Source organism: Lentzea sp. NPDC102401, from assembly GCF_044765805.1.
In the GTDB taxonomy this organism is placed as follows: domain Bacteria; phylum Actinomycetota; class Actinomycetes; order Mycobacteriales; family Pseudonocardiaceae; genus Lentzea; species Lentzea sokolovensis.
In genome coordinates this window covers 450680-465687 of record NZ_JBIWKS010000003.1, presented here as the reverse complement: position 1 = coordinate 465687, position 15008 = coordinate 450680, and the positions used below count along the sequence as shown (strand labels likewise).

At 68.1% G+C, this 15008-nt stretch carries 15 protein-coding genes; 9 read left to right on the top strand and 6 right to left on the bottom strand.

Annotated features, from left to right (window positions below):
- Positions 1-64 precede the first annotated feature (64 nt).
- The 3 genes from ACIRG5_RS12875 (at position 65) to ACIRG5_RS12865 (ending at position 2733) form a co-directional block, all read left to right on the top strand.
- Positions 65-976 (top strand): ABC transporter ATP-binding protein, encoded by a 912-nt coding sequence (locus tag ACIRG5_RS12875; protein WP_402904189.1) that lies wholly within the window; start codon positions 65-67, stop codon positions 974-976.
- A gap of 5 nt (positions 977-981) precedes the next feature.
- On the top strand, positions 982-1737 hold the full coding sequence (locus ACIRG5_RS12870) for a hypothetical protein (protein WP_402904187.1): 756 nt from the start codon (positions 982-984) through the stop codon (positions 1735-1737).
- A gap of 93 nt (positions 1738-1830) precedes the next feature.
- Positions 1831-2733 (top strand): ABC transporter ATP-binding protein, encoded by a 903-nt coding sequence (locus ACIRG5_RS12865; protein WP_402904184.1) that lies wholly within the window; start codon positions 1831-1833, stop codon positions 2731-2733.
- Here ACIRG5_RS12865 and ACIRG5_RS12860 read toward each other — a convergent pair.
- A complete protein-coding gene (locus tag ACIRG5_RS12860; RefSeq protein ID WP_402904181.1) occupies positions 2699-3877 on the bottom strand; it encodes a S8 family serine peptidase in 1179 nt (392 codons plus the stop codon). The two genes, ACIRG5_RS12865 and ACIRG5_RS12860, sit on opposite strands and share 35 nt — an antisense overlap.
- A gap of 149 nt (positions 3878-4026) precedes the next feature.
- Here ACIRG5_RS12860 and ACIRG5_RS12855 point away from each other — a divergent pair, with 149 nt between their 5' ends.
- The 4 genes from ACIRG5_RS12855 (at position 4027) to ACIRG5_RS12840 (ending at position 7934) form a co-directional block, all read left to right on the top strand.
- Positions 4027-4518, top strand: coding sequence for a hypothetical protein (locus ACIRG5_RS12855; RefSeq protein WP_319976434.1), 492 nt, complete (start codon positions 4027-4029; stop codon positions 4516-4518).
- Positions 4519-4586: 68 nt separating this feature from the next.
- The gene (trmB, locus tag ACIRG5_RS12850; RefSeq protein WP_402904913.1) at positions 4587-5231 is read left to right on the top strand and encodes a tRNA (guanosine(46)-N7)-methyltransferase TrmB; all 645 of its coding nucleotides are present in this window, start codon (positions 4587-4589) and stop codon (positions 5229-5231) included.
- Between the two features lie 132 nt (positions 5232-5363).
- A complete protein-coding gene (locus tag ACIRG5_RS12845) occupies positions 5364-6470 on the top strand; it encodes a nitric oxide synthase oxygenase (RefSeq protein ID WP_402904177.1) in 1107 nt (368 codons plus the stop codon).
- Positions 6471-6770: 300 nt separating this feature from the next.
- Positions 6771-7934 (top strand): sensor histidine kinase, encoded by a 1164-nt coding sequence (locus ACIRG5_RS12840; RefSeq protein WP_402904174.1) that lies wholly within the window; start codon positions 6771-6773, stop codon positions 7932-7934.
- A 5-nt stretch (positions 7935-7939) separates the two neighbouring features.
- On the opposite strand, the gene ACIRG5_RS12835 is transcribed toward ACIRG5_RS12840, so the two are convergent.
- Positions 7940-8146 carry a hypothetical protein gene (locus ACIRG5_RS12835; protein ID WP_402904171.1) on the bottom strand — a complete coding sequence of 69 codons (207 nt, stop codon included), beginning with the start codon at positions 8144-8146 and terminating at the stop codon, positions 7940-7942.
- Positions 8147-8367: 221 nt separating this feature from the next.
- Between ACIRG5_RS12835 and ACIRG5_RS12830 the strand changes: the two genes are divergently transcribed.
- Entirely contained in the window at positions 8368-9681 is a 1314-nt protein-coding gene (locus ACIRG5_RS12830) for an amidohydrolase family protein (protein ID WP_402904168.1), read from the top strand.
- A gap of 29 nt (positions 9682-9710) precedes the next feature.
- On the opposite strand, the gene ACIRG5_RS12825 is transcribed toward ACIRG5_RS12830, so the two are convergent.
- Positions 9711-10391: an SDR family oxidoreductase gene (locus ACIRG5_RS12825; protein ID WP_402904165.1), complete on the bottom strand. Its 681-nt coding sequence runs from the start codon at positions 10389-10391 to the stop codon at positions 9711-9713.
- 12 nt (positions 10392-10403) lie between these two features.
- On the opposite strand from ACIRG5_RS12825, the gene ACIRG5_RS12820 reads away from it, so the two are divergent.
- Positions 10404-11579, top strand: a complete 1176-nt coding sequence (locus ACIRG5_RS12820; protein ID WP_402904162.1) for an MFS transporter — start codon at positions 10404-10406, stop codon at positions 11577-11579.
- On the opposite strand, the gene ACIRG5_RS12815 is transcribed toward ACIRG5_RS12820, so the two are convergent.
- From ACIRG5_RS12815 to ACIRG5_RS12805, 3 genes are all read right to left on the bottom strand, one after another.
- Positions 11552-12001 carry a DUF3455 domain-containing protein gene (locus tag ACIRG5_RS12815; RefSeq protein ID WP_402904160.1) on the bottom strand — a complete coding sequence of 150 codons (450 nt, stop codon included), beginning with the start codon at positions 11999-12001 and terminating at the stop codon, positions 11552-11554. The two genes, ACIRG5_RS12820 and ACIRG5_RS12815, sit on opposite strands and share 28 nt — an antisense overlap.
- Before the next feature lie 139 nt (positions 12002-12140).
- A complete protein-coding gene (locus ACIRG5_RS12810; RefSeq protein WP_402904157.1) occupies positions 12141-12680 on the bottom strand; it encodes a DUF3455 domain-containing protein in 540 nt (179 codons plus the stop codon).
- A gap of 121 nt (positions 12681-12801) precedes the next feature.
- The gene (locus ACIRG5_RS12805; protein WP_402904911.1) at positions 12802-14862 is read right to left on the bottom strand and encodes a PhoX family protein; all 2061 of its coding nucleotides are present in this window, start codon (positions 14860-14862) and stop codon (positions 12802-12804) included.
- Positions 14863-15008 lie beyond the last annotated feature (146 nt).

The window sequence follows — 15008 nt, the reverse complement described above, 5'->3', positions numbered from 1 at the left end:
CAGGCCGATGTGGCAGGACCCCTCGGAGGGACAGAGTGATCCCATCACCGAGAGGGGAAAGCCAATGATCGAGGCAGTCGGCCTCACCAAGAGATACGGCAGGACGGTCGCGGTCGACGACCTGTCGTTCACCGTCCAACCTGGACGAGTGACCGGGTTCCTCGGTCCCAACGGCGCGGGCAAGTCCACGACCATGCGGATGATCCTGGGGCTCGACCGTCCGACGGCAGGCCGCGTGCTGATCGACGGAAAGCCCTACGCGGAACTCGTCCGTCCACTGCAGACGGTCGGTGCGCTGCTCGACGCCAAGTGGGTTCACCCCAACCGGTCCGCTCGTGCCCACCTGCGCTGGCTCGCGAAGTCCAACGGGCTGCCGAACAAGCGGGTGGACGCGGTCCTGGAGGCCGTCGGTCTCACCCAGGTCGCGGGCAAGAACGCCGGCGGGTTCTCGCTCGGCATGGCGCAGCGGCTGGGGATCGCCGCGGCACTGCTCGGCGACCCGAAGGTGCTGCTGTTCGACGAGCCGGTCAACGGCCTCGACCCCGAGGGCATCCTCTGGATCCGCACGTTCATGCAGAACCTCGCCGCCGAGGGCCGCACGGTCCTGGTGTCGAGCCACCTGCTGTCGGAGATGGCCCTCACGGCCAGCGAGCTCATCGTGATCGGCCGGGGGAAGCTGATCACCCAGAGCAGCACGCAGGAGTTCATCGACGGCGCGACGGGTAACACAGTCCTCGTGCGCAGTCCTCAGCTCTTCAAGCTCGGCCCGCTGCTCGTCGACAAGGGCTTCACCGTTCGTGACGGTGCGGACGGCGCGTTGTCCGTATCGGGTGCCACCAGTGACCAGATCGGGGACATCGCCGCTGCTCACGGTGTTGTTCTGCACGAGCTCAGTCCTCAGCGCGGTTCGCTCGAAGAGGCGTTCATGCAGCTGACCGGCGATGCTGTCGAGTACCACGCAGAGATCGGGAAGTGAGTCTGATGACCCTGTTGGCTGTTGAGAGAATCAAGCTCTTCTCGACCCGCTCGCCGTACTGGTGCAGCGCGCTCGCCCTGGTCCTCGGTGTCGGCCTCACCGCGATCATCGCGGCCTCGACCGACAACGGCCAGCTGTCCCTCGGCGTCACGCAGTTCGGCAGCAGCCAGCTCGCGTTGTCCGTCGTGCTGGTGATGGCGGCTCTCGCGGTCACCACCGAGTACCGCTTCAGCACGATCCGCGCCACGTTCCTCGCGGTGCCGAACCGGACGTCCGCGCTGGTCGCGAAGACCGTCGTGGTGGCGTTCATCGCCGCTGTCCTCGGCGAGATCATCGCGTTCGGCTCGGTCGGCATGGCGAAGCTGCTGTCGCCGGCTTCCGATCTCGCGATCAACTCGGGCGACGAGTGGCGGCACGTCGCGGGCGTCGGGCTGCTCTACGGAATCGGCGCGATCATCGCGATCGCGGTCGGCATCCTGGTCCGCCAGACCGCCGGCGCCGTGGCGATCCTGCTCGTCTGGAACATGCTGCTCGAAGGCCTGATCGGGATCATCCCCAAGGCCGGCGTGAAGATCCAGGCGTGGCTGCCGTTCATGAACGCCAACCACTTCCTGCAGCTCGGCGGCGCGAACGCGGCCGAACAGGCGGGGGCGGGCGTCGACTTCAAGCTGAGCCAGTGGGGATCGCTGGCCTACTTCGCCGGTATCGCCGTCGCGATGCTGGTGGTCGCCCTGATCGTCGCGAAGCGGCGGGACGCGTGACCTGTTCCGAATAAAGGGGGAGAGGGACCTGGGTCATCCGTCGGGGGGTGACCCAGGTCCCTGTCAGTTCTTTCGAGCGAACCGGGAGAGGTCATGATCGAAGCAGTCAGTCTTCGCAAGCACTACGGCAAGACCAAGGCGGTCGACGACCTGTCGTTCGTCGTCAAGCCGGGCCGCGTGACCGGGTTCCTCGGCCCGAACGGCGCCGGCAAGTCCACGACCATGCGGATGATCCTCGGCCTCGACACCCCCACCGGTGGAGACGTCAAGATCGACGGGAAGCACTACGTCGAGCTCAAGCAGCCGCTGCGCAAGGTCGGCGCGCTGCTCGACGCGAAGTGGGTGCACCCCAACCGTTCGGCGCGCTCGCACCTGAAGTGGCTCGCGGTCTCGAACAGGATCCCGGTCAGCCGGGTGAAGGAAGTGCTGGAGATCGTCGGCCTCACCGAGGTCGCGCACAAGAACGCCGGCGGGTTCTCCCTCGGCATGTCGCAGCGGCTCGGCATCGCGGGGGCGCTGCTCGGCGACCCCGAGGTGCTGCTGTTCGACGAGCCGGTCAACGGCCTCGACCCCGAGGGCATCCTCTGGATCCGGCAGTTCATGCACCGGCTCGCGGGCGAGGGCCGCACGGTGTTCGTGTCGAGCCACCTGCTCTCCGAGATGGCGCAGACCGCCCAGGACCTGATCGTGATCGGCAAGGGCCAGCTGATCTCGCAGACCACCACCGAGCAGTTCATCGCCGACGCCACCCAGGACACCGTCCGGGTGCGGTCGCCACACGCCGCGAAGCTGCGGGAGATCCTCGCTGCGCACGCGACGGTCACCGACGACTCGGTGAGCGGAAGCCTGGTGGTGCACGGGATTCCGGCGCAGCAGATCGGTGAGCTCGCGGCGGAGAACCAGATCGTGCTGCACGAGCTCAGCCCTCAGCGCGGTTCGCTGGAGGAGGCCTTCATGCAGCTCACCAAGGAGTCGGTGGAGTATCACGCTCACTGACGACGGGCTTGGGACGCCGCGACCTGATGGCCGGTAGTGCGATCAACAGACCGGTCATCACCGCGGTGCCGCCCGCGACGGCGGCGACGAACGGCAGCCGGGCCTTCACGTCGACCGGCTGCTGGGCGGGACGTTGCGCCGCGAGCGTCGGAGTCGGTTGCGTCGTCGAGGGCGCCGGTGCCGGCAGCAGCGGATTGCGTTCCACCGCGGGGAGTTGCGCGGTGAGCGCACCCACCGGGTTGACCATGCCGAACCCGGTCGTCGCGTCCCTGCCGGGTTCCGCCAGGTCGGTCGCGGTCCTGATCAACGCGTTGACGACGTCCTTCGCCGGCATCTGCGGATGCCTGGCCCGCACCAGCGCGGCGACCCCGGTCACGATCGCCGACGCCGCGCTCGTGCCGTCCATCTCGGCATAACCGCTGGCGTAGACGCTTTCCGGTGCGATCGTCACGATGCCCTCCGCCGGAGCCGCGAGCACCGTGTCCGCGCCGACGTTGGACGACGCCCACGGCTTGCCCGCCTTGTTCGTGCCCGCGACCGCGATCACGCCGTTGATGTTGGCGGGCGCGGAGACCTCCTTGCCCTCGTTGCCGGTGGCGGCGACGAGGACAACGTCCTTCTCGATCGCGTAGTTCACGGCCTTGACCAGCGTCGGCGTCATCGAACTGGAGAAGCCCAGCGACATGTTGACGACCTTGGCGCCGTGGTCGGCGGCCCACCGGATGCTGTCGGCGACGACGTCGAGCCCGAACTGCTCCTTCTCGTCGGCGCTGGCGATCGGCAGGATCTTGGCGCTGGGCGCGATGCCGAGCGCGCCGCCGCCCCTGCCGGTCGCGGCGATGATCCCGGCCATCCCGGTGCCGTGACCGTCGGTGTCGGTCGTGCCGTCGGTGCCCTTGGACCGGCCGAAGCCCGCTCCGGGTAACACCTGCCCGGCGAGGTCGGGGTGCTGGGCGTCGACACCGGAGTCGATCACCGCGACGATCACGCCGTCCCCGCGCGCCTGGGCCTGCGCCGTGTACACGTCGAGCGCGTCGAGGTGCCACTCCTGCTCCTCGATCGACTGCGCGGCGAGCAGCAACGGCAGCGCGGCGGCGAGCGCGGAGAGCAGATGCACGTCAGCTACATCGTGTTTCCAGGTCATGGCGCAACGTGCCTGGCATCACACGTTTCGTAAGGGTGCTGTTAACAAACCGGGAAAACCGGCAATCTGGACATCGCTGGCGTTTGGATTCACGTTCAATTGGGTTATCCCGGAGCCGGAGGTGGCCTGTGGCGGTTCACGTCGAAGCAATGCTCAGCCTCGAGTGGTCTGATGCGCTCGAAGTCCCGAACTCACCTGACCTGGCCGAAGCACCCGCGCAGGTGCGCCGATCCTGGGTGAACCAGGCGGATGAGAAGCAAGTTCTCGCGACCTACCGCGCCGTGAACGCGGTCGACAACGCGCCCGCGCCGTGGTGGCTGCGTGCGCTGGATCGCGGAAAGCTGTCCTCACGTGCCGAAGGTCACGCCCTCGAGGACGCGGTGACCGAACTGCTGTCGTCACGGCCCGGATGGGTCTTCGTACCGTGGGTCGACCACGGCGAGATCGGGTACTGGGAGTTCGTCCCGTCCGAATCCGGTGTCTACGGTCCGGCAACCCCGACGACCGTGCAGTTCACCTCCACCCACCGCGGCTGGATCCACCTCGTTCCCGCTCACCACGGCCCCGGCCGCCCGCACCCCATCGACTTCACGCTCGACGACCTGCGTGCTCAGATCGAGGACATCGAACTGATTGCATAGAATGCCCGGTCGTGACCAGGCCTGAGTTCCCCCGTTCCATCGTCAGCTTCGTCCAGCGCGGCGAGCGCATGACCGTGGGGCAGGAGCGCGCCTGGGAGACGTACTGGGAGAAGATGGGCAACGACGTGAAGTCGTTGCCCGAGGGGCCGCTGGACTTCGACTCCTGGTTCGGCCGCTCCGCGCCCGTGTTGCTGGAGATCGGGTCCGGCATGGGCGAGACCACCTCGCAGCTCGTGGCCGCCGCGCCCGAGCTCAACTACGTGGCCGCCGAGGTCTACAAGCCGGGCCTGGCCCAGTTGCTGCTGCGCGCCGAGCACCTCGGCGGGCTCGACAACCTGCGCGTGCTGCGCGGTGACGCCGTCGACCTGCTGACCGACCACATCGCGCCCGCGTCGCTGCACGGCGTGCGGATCTTCTTCCCGGACCCGTGGCCGAAGAAGAAGCACCACAAGCGCCGGCTCGTGCAGCCGGAGTTCGTGGCGCTGGTGGCGTCCCGGCTGGAGCCGGGTGGCGTGCTGCACCTCGCGACGGACTGGGAGCAGTACGCGGACCAGATGCTGGAGGTCTGCTCCGGCGAGCGACTGCTGACCAACGTGTACGACGGCTGGGCGCCGCGGCCGGACTGGCGGCCCGTCACGAAGTTCGAGCAGCGGGCCGTCAACGAGGATCGGGGCTCGCACGACCTGATGTTCCGGCGGAACGACCTCACCTGATCGAGGTCTCAAGCCGATCGAGTGAACACCCTGGGTCTAGTCTTCACTCGTTGGAGTGGCGAGTGTTGATCACCCGAAATGCCCCGAGTGGCAGTGACGCGTGAGGCTCTTCCGGCCTTAGCGTCTCGCTCCGTGAACCCCGACGTCCTCCCCGTCGCGGAGGAGTTCGTCCGCATGTTCCACGCGGCGCACTCCGACGCAGGCTCCCTGACCGCCCGCATCGCCCAGGTGCGCGCCGAGATCACCGAGACCGGAACCTACCGCCACACCACCAACGAACTCGCGTACGGCGCGCGGATCGCGCTGCGGGATTCCGGTTGGTGCACCTCAGGTGTGCCGTGGCGCCGGCTGAAAGTCCGCGACCTGCGCGGCTATCGCAACGCCGCCGCGGTGGCCGGCGAATGCGTCGAACATCTTCGGCTGGCGACCAACGGCGGTGAGATTCGGCCGCTGGTAACGGTTTTCGCGCCGGACGCGCCCGGTTCGCCAGGGCCGGTGATCTGGAACGAGCAACTGATCCGGTACGCCGGGTACGCCGACGGGATGGGGGACCGCCGGTACGCCGGGTTCACCGAGACCATGCAGGGCATGGGCTGGCGGCCACCGGTGCGGCGGTCGCGCTTCGACCTGCTGCCGTTGGTGGTGGAGACGCAGCACGAGGGACCGCGGCTGTTCACGCTGCCGTCCGAGATCGTGCACGAAGTTCCTTTGGAGCACCCGACTCTGCCGTGGTTCGGTGAGATGGGCCTGCGCTGGCACGCGGTTCCGGTCATCTCGAACATGCGGCTGTCGATCGGTGGCGTGCACTACCCGGCCGCGCCGTTCAACTCGTGGTTCGTCGGCGCCGAGATCGGCACGCGGTCACTGGCTGAGGAAGGTGCTTACGGTGTGGCACGTGAGGTCGCCGAGGCGTTGGGTTTGGACACAACGTCTGAACGCACGCTGTGGCGGGACTTCGCCACCGTTCACCTGAACGCGGCAGTGCTGCACTCGTTCGACAAGGCGGCCGTCACCATCACGGACCACCACGCGGAAGCGTTGCACCGTCTCGCTTGGCTGCGCTCTCGCCAACGTCCGTCGGCCGCGCGTCCCGCGTTCCGGTTGGACACCGCAGCCGCGGCGCGCGCACGGAACGGTTCTCCGGCGCGCTTCACGGCCGCGTTGGACGAGACCCGGCCTCAGCCGACGAGCAGGCTGGCGGAACTGCTCCGCCAGCAACACTCCCTGACCAGCGTCTGACTTCCCCATCACACGCTGGCTGGCGGGAGGACCTAGTGCTTCGAGTCGATCATCACGCCCGAGAGAGCCATCAGCGCAAGGACCAACAGGCCGACCACAGCGGCGGCCCAAGTGAACACAACTGACAACATGGCGTCCTCCAATTCCCCGACTTTCGCTCCTCCAGAGTCCGTGACCACCGCGTAATCTGACATCCGCCGTGAGGGTATTTCCGCAGGTCGCCCAGTCAGCCTTATGGCTGATCCCCTGCCAGACCCCGGTCGGACGCGGGGTCGCACTTTCGGCCCTACTGTTGCTCGGGTGGAGAGCACGGACTTGAACTGGCGGCTGCTCGCCCAGCGTCAGTGGCCGCTGGCCCTCTCGCTCGCCGCGATCGCGGTTGCCGAACTGGGGGCGATCTCGACCGGTCTCGGCTGGTGGCAGGTACCGGGGATCGCGGTGATCTGCGTGATCGCGGTGCTCGCACCGCGATCACCCTTCGACGCCGCCCTCGCTCTGGCGTTCGCCGTCGCGTGCGTGGCCGTTTACATGCGGCTGCTCGGTGTGGCGATCGAGCCGCACATCTTCTGGAGCGGCGCGAGCATCTCGATGACCGGCGCCGCGATGGCCACCATCGCGACTCTCGTGCGGGACGAATCTCGCGGGAAAGCACTGCTGGGAACCGTGGTGGTGCTTGCGGGCATGGCGTTCGCGGAGGTCATGGGATGGCCGATCGTGGCACCACGCGAGTACGGCGAGTGGCGCCCAGACCCGTGGAACTTCGGGATCGCGGCGGGCGTGCTGCTCGTCCTCTCCCTGGGCACGGGCCTGTACTTCCGGGCGAGGGACAGCGAACGCGCGTCGCAGCTCGCGGCTTCCGTCGCGGCGGCCCAGAACTCCGAACGGATGGCGCTCGCCCGCGAACTGCACGACGTGGTGGCGCACTACGTGACCGCGATAGTCGTGCACGCGCAGGCAGGTCAGCTCAACCGCGAGGCCGCCGAACAGGTGCTGCCGACCATCGAGGCGTCCGGCTACGAGGCACTGACCGCGATGCGGCGGCTGGTCGGAACGTTGCGGGACGGTGAGTCCTCCGGACCGGCCGCGTCCTCGTCACTGGTGGACGACGTGCGCTCGCTGGCCGCGGAATCCGGTCTGCCGGTGCGACTCTCGTTCGACCTCGAGGACGCGGTGCCGCAGGAGCTGGCGCGCTCGGTGCTGCGGCTGGTGCAGGAATCGCTGACGAACACCCAGAAACACGCTTCCGCTGTGTCCTCAGTGGACGTCGCACTGTCCTCAAGCGACGGTGTGCTGCACCTGGCGATCCTGGACGACGGCGTTGCCTCCGGTGTGCCGGTCGGCGGGTCGGGAGGCTACGGGCTCGTCGGCATGCGCGAGCGCACGGAACTGCTGGGTGGCACGTTCTCCGCAGGCCGACGCGAACCAACCGGGTGGACGGTCCGCGCCGATCTGCCGATCAGCTAGCTAGCTCACATGTCGTCGCGGATGACTTCGAACTCCTGAGTCATCTCGACATCGCTTTGCTGGTCGTCGTTCTGAGGGTCGATGTCGGCCACTGATGCCTCCGCATGATCACGCCCGTACCGTGGAGTGTGATCATGCCAACTCAGCGCCGGGTCGGCGGCTTGGGGGTGGAGGGCTTCTGCGCGCGGCGGAACTGTCCACTGGACGTGCACGGCTTCTTCGACATGATCTTGAGACGCCCCTGTCCTACCCGTGGTTGCTCTGGATGCACAAAGGGCCCGTCGCAGCACGCGCAACGGGCCCCTTGGTTGGGGGAAAGTTTTAGGCCGGGGCGGACCCTGGGGGTCGGCCCGCGCCCGACAGGACGAGGATTCCCATCCCGTCCGGATGTATGCATGCTTGTGACCGGCATCACAATGGCAGGATTCTCCGCATGTCACTGCGTCTGCACGCCCCGGTGGTCCTGCCCTGCGACCCTTCCTGCGCCGTGTTGCGCGACGCCGTCGTGGACGTCGTCGACGGCCGGATCACCTACGTGGGTGCCATCGCCGATGCCCCCGCCTTCGACGGCGAGGTCCGCACGCTCTCGGGAATCCTGCTGCCCGGCCTGGTCAACACCCACGCGCACAGCCCGATGACGGTGCTGCGCGGCCTGGGTTCGGACCTGCCGCTGCTGCGGTGGCTGCAGGAGCAGATGTGGCCGAACGAGGCGCAGATGACCCCCGCCGACATCGGCACGGGCATGCTGCTCGGCGCCGTCGAGATGCTGCGGCACGGCGTCACGACCTCCACCGAGATGTACTTCCACGGCCGCGAGCTGACGGCCGCCGTTCTGGCCGCCGGGTCACGGGTGGTGTTCGGCGGGGCGATCCTCGACGTGCCGGGGATGGACTGGAAGTCGCAGACCGACGAGCTCTCGTCGTGGATCGACTCGGACGGGCTGCGGTTCGGGCCTGGTGAGCGGGTCGAGCTGGCCTACGGGCCGCACTCCGCCTACACGCTGTCGGCTCCGCAACTCACGGCGATCGCTCTGGAGGCACGGGCCCGTGGCGCGCTGTTCATGGTGCACGTGGCCGAGTCGCCGTTCGAGGACGAGGCCGCTCGCGCCGAGTTCGGGTCGGTGCCGGCGCTGATGAAGGCTTCGGACGTGCTGGGCGGGCGCGTGCTGTCCGCGCACTCCGTGCACCTGTCCGACGACGACATCGCGCTGTACGCGGCGTACGGCGTCGGCGTCGCGCACTGCCCCGGCTCCAACACGAAGCTCGCCTCGGGAATCGCGCGGGTGCCGGAACTGCTGGCCGCGGGCGTGGCGGTCGGGCTGGGCACCGACGGGCCCGCGTCCAACGACGACCTGGACCTGTTCGAGGAGGCCCGGCTGGCCGGGCTTCTGGCGCGCGTCTCGAAGATGGACGCGACCGTGCTCGGGGCGGCGCAGGCGTTGCTGATGGCCACTCGGGGCGGCGCCGACGCGCTGGGACGCGACGACATCGGCGCGCTGGAGACCGGTCGCTGGGCCGACGTCGTGCACGTGGCCGCCGACGACCCCGCCTTCGCCACCGGGTTGGACGCGCCGGACGCGCAGCTGCTGGCGAACCTCGTGTGGGGGTCCGGGTCGCGCCGGGTCACCGACGTGTGGGTCGCCGGTGACCACGTCGTCGCCGGTGGCGAGTCGACGAGGGTGGACCGGCACGAGGCGCAGGCCGGAGTCGCCGCGGTGGCGCGGCGACTGCGGAGCGTCAACCTCTAGCCACAGGCTGTTGACAAGCCTGTGGACAACTAGCGGGGTGGCCGGGACCGCACGTTGATCTCGGTGATGTGGGCGTCGGGCGTCGCCAGCACGGCCGACGCCACCGCCCGCCCCACCGAGGCCGGGTCGATGTACTTAGAGGGGTCGTAGTCGCCGCCCTCCTGGCGGCGCACGTCCTCCTGCATCGGCGTGGCGGTCCGGCCGGGATACACCGAGGTCACGCGCAACGCCGGCTCGTCCCCGCGCAGGGCGTCGGCGTAGGCGCGCAGGGCGAACTTCGAGGCCGCGTAGACGCCCCAGCCCGGGTTGGCGTTCAGGCCGGCGCCCGAGTTGATCAGGACGACGTGGCCGTTGGCGGTGCGCAGCTGCGGCAGGAGCAGGTTGGTCAGTTCGGCGACCGCGAAGACGTTGATGTCGAAGGTCTTCCGCCAGTCGTCCTGGGACGCGTCGGCCAACGGGCCGAGCAGGGCGATGCCGGCGCTGTGGACGAGCACGTCCAGGCGCGAGACGCTGCCCAGGTCCGACGAGGCCACGTTCGCCAGGTCGAACGGCCAGGCCTGCGATCCGGGGAGTTCCGCGGCGAGCACCGAGAGCGATGTTTCGTCTCGTCCGCCTAGCAGCAGATCGTGAGTGGGGGCCAGACTTCTGGCGATGGCCGAGCCGATTCCGCTGGATGCCCCGGTGACGAGGGCGACCGGACGATCAGTCATGGGGGGACCATAGTGCCCAGGAAGTTGATCCTGCCGTACCTCTGCGTGCTCTACTTCATCAACTACCTCGACCGGGTCAACATCGGGTTCGCCGGACCCAACGGGATGTCGGAGGAGCTCAAGCTCTCGGCCACCGTGTTCGGGTTCGCGTCCGGGGTGTTCTTCATCGGGTACCTGCTGCTCGAAGTGCCGAGCAACCTCGCGTTGCACAAGTTCGGCGCACGCAGGTGGATCGCCCGGATCATGATCACCTGGGGGATCGTCGCCACGGCGATGGCGTTCGTGCCCAACGGGACCGTGCTGGTCGTGCTGCGGTTCCTGCTGGGTGTGGCGGAGGCCGGGTTCTTTCCCGGGATCATCCTGTACCTGACCTACTGGTATCCGCAGAAGGACCGGGCGCGGATCGTCGCGTTGTTCATGGTGGCGATACCGATCTCGACGGCGCTCGGGGCCACGTTCAGCGGGTTGCTGATCCAGTGGACGGACTGGCGCACGATGTTCCTCATCGAGGGGCTGCCGGCGATCGGGCTGGCGTTCGTGACGTGGTTCTGGCTGCCGGACAAGCCCGAGGAGGCCGTCGAGCAGCCGGAGGAAGAGCACTGGCCGTTGAAGAAGGCCCTGACCCATCCCCGGATTCTGGCGTTGAGCTTCGTGTACTTCGGGATCGTGTACGGGCTGTACACGCTGGGGTTCTTCCTGCCGACGATCATCAAGGGACTGGCGCCGGGGGCGGGCGTGGTCGAGCGCGGGCTGATCAACGCGATTCCGTACGTCCTCGGTGCGGTCGCCATGATCCTGTGGGCCAGGCACGGCGACCGCACCGGAGAACGGAAGTGGCACGTCGCCGCGCCGATGTTGCTGGGTGGAGCGGCGATCCCCGTCGCGCTCTACCTGGAGAACCCCATCGCGGCGATGGTGGCGGTCTCGGTCTGCGCGATCGGTGTCTGCGCCGCGCTGCCCACGTTCTGGGCGCTTCCCACGAGCTTCCTGGGCGGCGCGGCGGCGGCGGGTGGAATCGCGTTGATCAACTCACTGGGCAATCTGAGCGGTTTCGTGGCGCCCTACGTCACCGGTTGGCTGCGTGACATCACCGGAACCCAGAAGACCGGACTCTGGGTCGTCGGCATCACGATGATCACGGCTGCGATGGTCGCGCTCGTTCAGAGGGCGGGCACGGAGAAGGTGTAGAGGGCTTCGTAGCGGACGGAGGTCTGGGCGCCTTCGGTGCAGCTTCCGGCGGGTGCGACGCCGCCCTTGGTGTTGAGCCGCTGCACGTAGCTGACGCCGGCGAACGTTCCTTCACCCCTGGTGGACTTGGCCTTCAGGAGCAGTTCCGGAACGGCTCCCGGAACCTCGTTGCGGGCTCCGTCGACCGGGGCGGCCTCGACCGCGCTGCCGTCGACGGTGGAGACCCAGATCGGACCGCGCGAGTGCAGCGCGACCGCCCTGCCGAGCCGGTCCGCCAGCGTCGCGGCGGGTTCCAGGCCCTTCCAGGCGCCGGCCGTGCAGGTGTAGGTCTGCACGCCCTTGGCGTAGAACTTCTCGACGATCTTGTTGCCGGACGGGACCTGAACAGCGGGTGCGACCCTCGCGTCAGATCCGCCGCTCATGGCATCCGGGGTCGGCGCCGCGGTGGAGCCGACACCTCCTGCGAGGATGCCCAGAAGAGTTGATGAGACCAGGACTAAGCCAGCACGTTTCATCACGCCTGGTCGTACGGCCCCATTACCGGACCGGTTCAGTACCGTCTCAGTTGGCAGGGGCGTAGAAGGTGTAGAGAGCCTTGTACGGAACGGAGATCTGCGCACCGGCCTTGCACCCACCGGCCGGCGCGACGCCGCCCTCGGTCGCGAGGCGCTGGACGTAGGAGACCTTGCCGAACAGACCCTCGCCGCGAACGGTCTTGGTCTTGAGCAGAAGCTCGGGCACAGCGCCCTTGACGTCGTTCTTGGCGCCGTCGACCGGGGTCGCCTCGACCGCGCTGCCGTCCACAGCGGAGATCCAGACGGGGCCGCGGGAGTGGATGATGATCGGCTTGTCGTTCTTGTCCACGAGCGTCGCGGCGGGCTCTAGACCCTTCCACGCGTTGCCCGTGCAGGAGTACGTCTGAACGCCCGTGGCCCGGTATTCGCCGACCAGCTTCTGGCCTGCCGGGACCTGGACGGCCGCGGCGACGGGCGTGTCCTGCGCCTGAGCGACGGGAGTGGGGGTAGCGGTGCCGGCGGTGGGGGTGCCACACGCAGCAAGACCCAGAAGAGCAGCAGCACCAACGAGAACACGAACATTCACAACTCACTCCAAAGTGGACGACCAAAGTGGACTTTCCCTTGGCTGTCCGCGGTGCAGCCACCCATCACACGGACGGGCGGCCGCACCGGTTCACAAGATCAAAGTGAGCCGGACCACACGATCAGTCGCAGATCTTCCTGCGGTCCTTGCGCCACACCACCGCGACGGACGGACGCGGCTGCGAGGTGCCACCATCCGGCCAGTGCGAGAGCGGGTTGTTCGCCGACGCGCCGTCGATCTCGCCGGGGTGCTGCACGGACACCAGCACGAAGTCCTCGGTGACGACGGGACCGCAGGTCTCCGCGCCCTTGGGCACCGTGAGGAACTGCTTCACGAACCCGCGGCGCTTGCCGGCGACGGGCAGCGCGAACAGGCCGTCGTTGGAGCCCAGGGCGTTGCCGTCCGTGGAGATCCACAGGTTGCCGTGCGTGTCGAACGCGACGTTGTCCGGGCACGAGATCGGGCTGACCTGCGACTTGTCGAAGCCGCCGAAGTACGTGCCGGGGTCCTTCGGGTCGCCGCAGAGCAGCAGCAGCTTCCACGAGAACGTGAGCGCCGTGTTGTCGCTGCGGCGCTCCTCGATCTCCAGGACGTGACCGTGCTTGTTGCCGTTGCGCGGGTTGATCTCGGTCGGGCCTTCCTTGCCCGCCTTGCCGCGGTCGGTGTTGTTGGTCAGCGCGGCGTAGATCCGGCGGTTGTGCGTCGAGGGCTCGACGTCCTCCGGGCGGTCCATCTTCGTGGCGCCCATCTTGTCCGCGGCCAGGCGCGTGAAGACGTAGACCTCTTCGGCGGTGAAGCCGGGCACGAACGACTTGTCGTTGTGCGCCAGCGCGATCCACTCGCCGGAGCCGTCGAACTCGCCGTCGGCGGGCAGCTTGCCGGTGCCGTCGATCTCGGCCGCGGGGCTGTCGCCGGTGAACTTGGCGACGTACAGCGTTCCCTTGTCCAGCAACTGCTTGTTGTGCTCGCGGGCGCGCTTCGAGTCGCCCTTCTGCATCTTCTCGTCCGTGACGAACTTGTACATGTAGTCGAAGCGCTCGTCGTCGCCCATGTACGCGACCACGCGGCCGTCCTTGGCGACGATGACGTTCGCGCCCTCGTGCTTGAAGCGGCCGAGCGCGGTGTGCTTGACCGGCGTCGACGTCTTGTCGAGCGGGTCGATCTCGACGATCCAGCCGAAGCGGTTGGCCTCGTTGGGTTCCTGGGCCAGGTCGAAGCGCTTGTCGAACTTCTCCCACTGGCGCAGCGACGCGCCGCCGCTGATGCCGTACCGCGCGAACTTGGCCTTCGTGTCCGGGTCGGTGACCTGGCTCGCGTTGGCGAAGTACTGGTTGAAGTTCTCCTCGCCCGACAGGATCGTGCCCCACGGCGTGACGCCGCCGGAGCAGTTGTTCTGCGTGCCCAGGACCTTCTTGCCCGTCGGGTCGGCCGAGGTCTTGAGGAACTTCGAACCGGCGGCCGGGCCCTTCACCTCGAACGGCGTGGTGAGCGTGATCCGGCGGTTGTACTTCTTCTTGTCGTCCGGGCAGACGAAGAGCTTGCCCGTGCGAGGGTCACGGTCGACCATCACGACCGACAGGCCGTGCGCGGCCCACGCGATCTTGGCGTGCTTCTCGGTGATGGTGGTCGGCGTCCAGTCCTTGAACATGTAGGTCTCGGACGTGTACTCGTGGTTGCTCACCATGAGCCAGCTGTCGTGGTAGCCGGGCACCGGGACGAGACCGCAGAAGTCGTTGTTGAAGCCGAACTGCTTGGCCTGCGCCTCAGGCGTCTGGTTGTCGAAGTCGAACTTCGGCGCGTCGTCCAGCACCCCGTCACCCCAGCGGATGACGACGTCCTGCTGGAAACCCTGGGGGATGCTGATCTGGTCGAGGGTGTTGGGCGCCACCGGCTCGAAGTTCAGACCGTCGTTGCCGCCGCGACCGAGGTCCAGATCGACGTCGACGTGCGCCGGGGCCGCCGTGGCCGCACCGGAGAACGCGAGCGCGCCGGCACCGGCGGCCGCGACGACCGCACCGGCCTTCAGCATGCCGCGCCGGCTCACGACCTCCTTGACGACGTCGCCGAAGTACGCGTTGGCGGACGAGTTGGGCGCCTCGTGCGCGCAGGCGTTGCCGCAACGGAACTCGCAGGTGACTGCCTGACGTCCGAGCGGGTGGTTCGTCGAGAGCAGGGGCAGCATGCGGCGGCCCCGATCGGTGGGTGAGGACACGCAGGCCTCCGAGATCGGTCAGTGTGGGAACTGGCCGAACCTAAGAGCCCAACGAGATCGCCTGCCGTCCAGAAGGTGAACGGCAGGCGAACTCGTACTACTCCCGAACGATCACA

Coding starts and splice junctions, on each gene's coding strand:
- ACIRG5_RS12805 (WP_402904911.1), bottom strand. CDS start 14,862: ATGCTGCCCCTGCTCTCGACGAACCACCCGCTCGGACGTCAGGCAGTC.
- ACIRG5_RS12825 (WP_402904165.1), bottom strand. CDS start 10,391: ATGACTGATCGTCCGGTCGCCCTCGTCACCGGGGCATCCAGCGGAATC.
- ACIRG5_RS12870 (WP_402904187.1), top strand. CDS start 982: ATGACCCTGTTGGCTGTTGAGAGAATCAAGCTCTTCTCGACCCGCTCG.
- ACIRG5_RS12875 (WP_402904189.1), top strand. CDS start 65: ATGATCGAGGCAGTCGGCCTCACCAAGAGATACGGCAGGACGGTCGCG.
- ACIRG5_RS12815 (WP_402904160.1), bottom strand. CDS start 12,001: ATGAGCGGCGGATCTGACGCGAGGGTCGCACCCGCTGTTCAGGTCCCG.
- trmB (WP_402904913.1), top strand. CDS start 4,587: ATGACCGTGGGGCAGGAGCGCGCCTGGGAGACGTACTGGGAGAAGATG.
- ACIRG5_RS12830 (WP_402904168.1), top strand. CDS start 8,368: ATGTCACTGCGTCTGCACGCCCCGGTGGTCCTGCCCTGCGACCCTTCC.
- ACIRG5_RS12865 (WP_402904184.1), top strand. CDS start 1,831: ATGATCGAAGCAGTCAGTCTTCGCAAGCACTACGGCAAGACCAAGGCG.
- ACIRG5_RS12855 (WP_319976434.1), top strand. CDS start 4,027: ATGCTCAGCCTCGAGTGGTCTGATGCGCTCGAAGTCCCGAACTCACCT.
- ACIRG5_RS12860 (WP_402904181.1), bottom strand. CDS start 3,877: ATGACCTGGAAACACGATGTAGCTGACGTGCATCTGCTCTCCGCGCTC.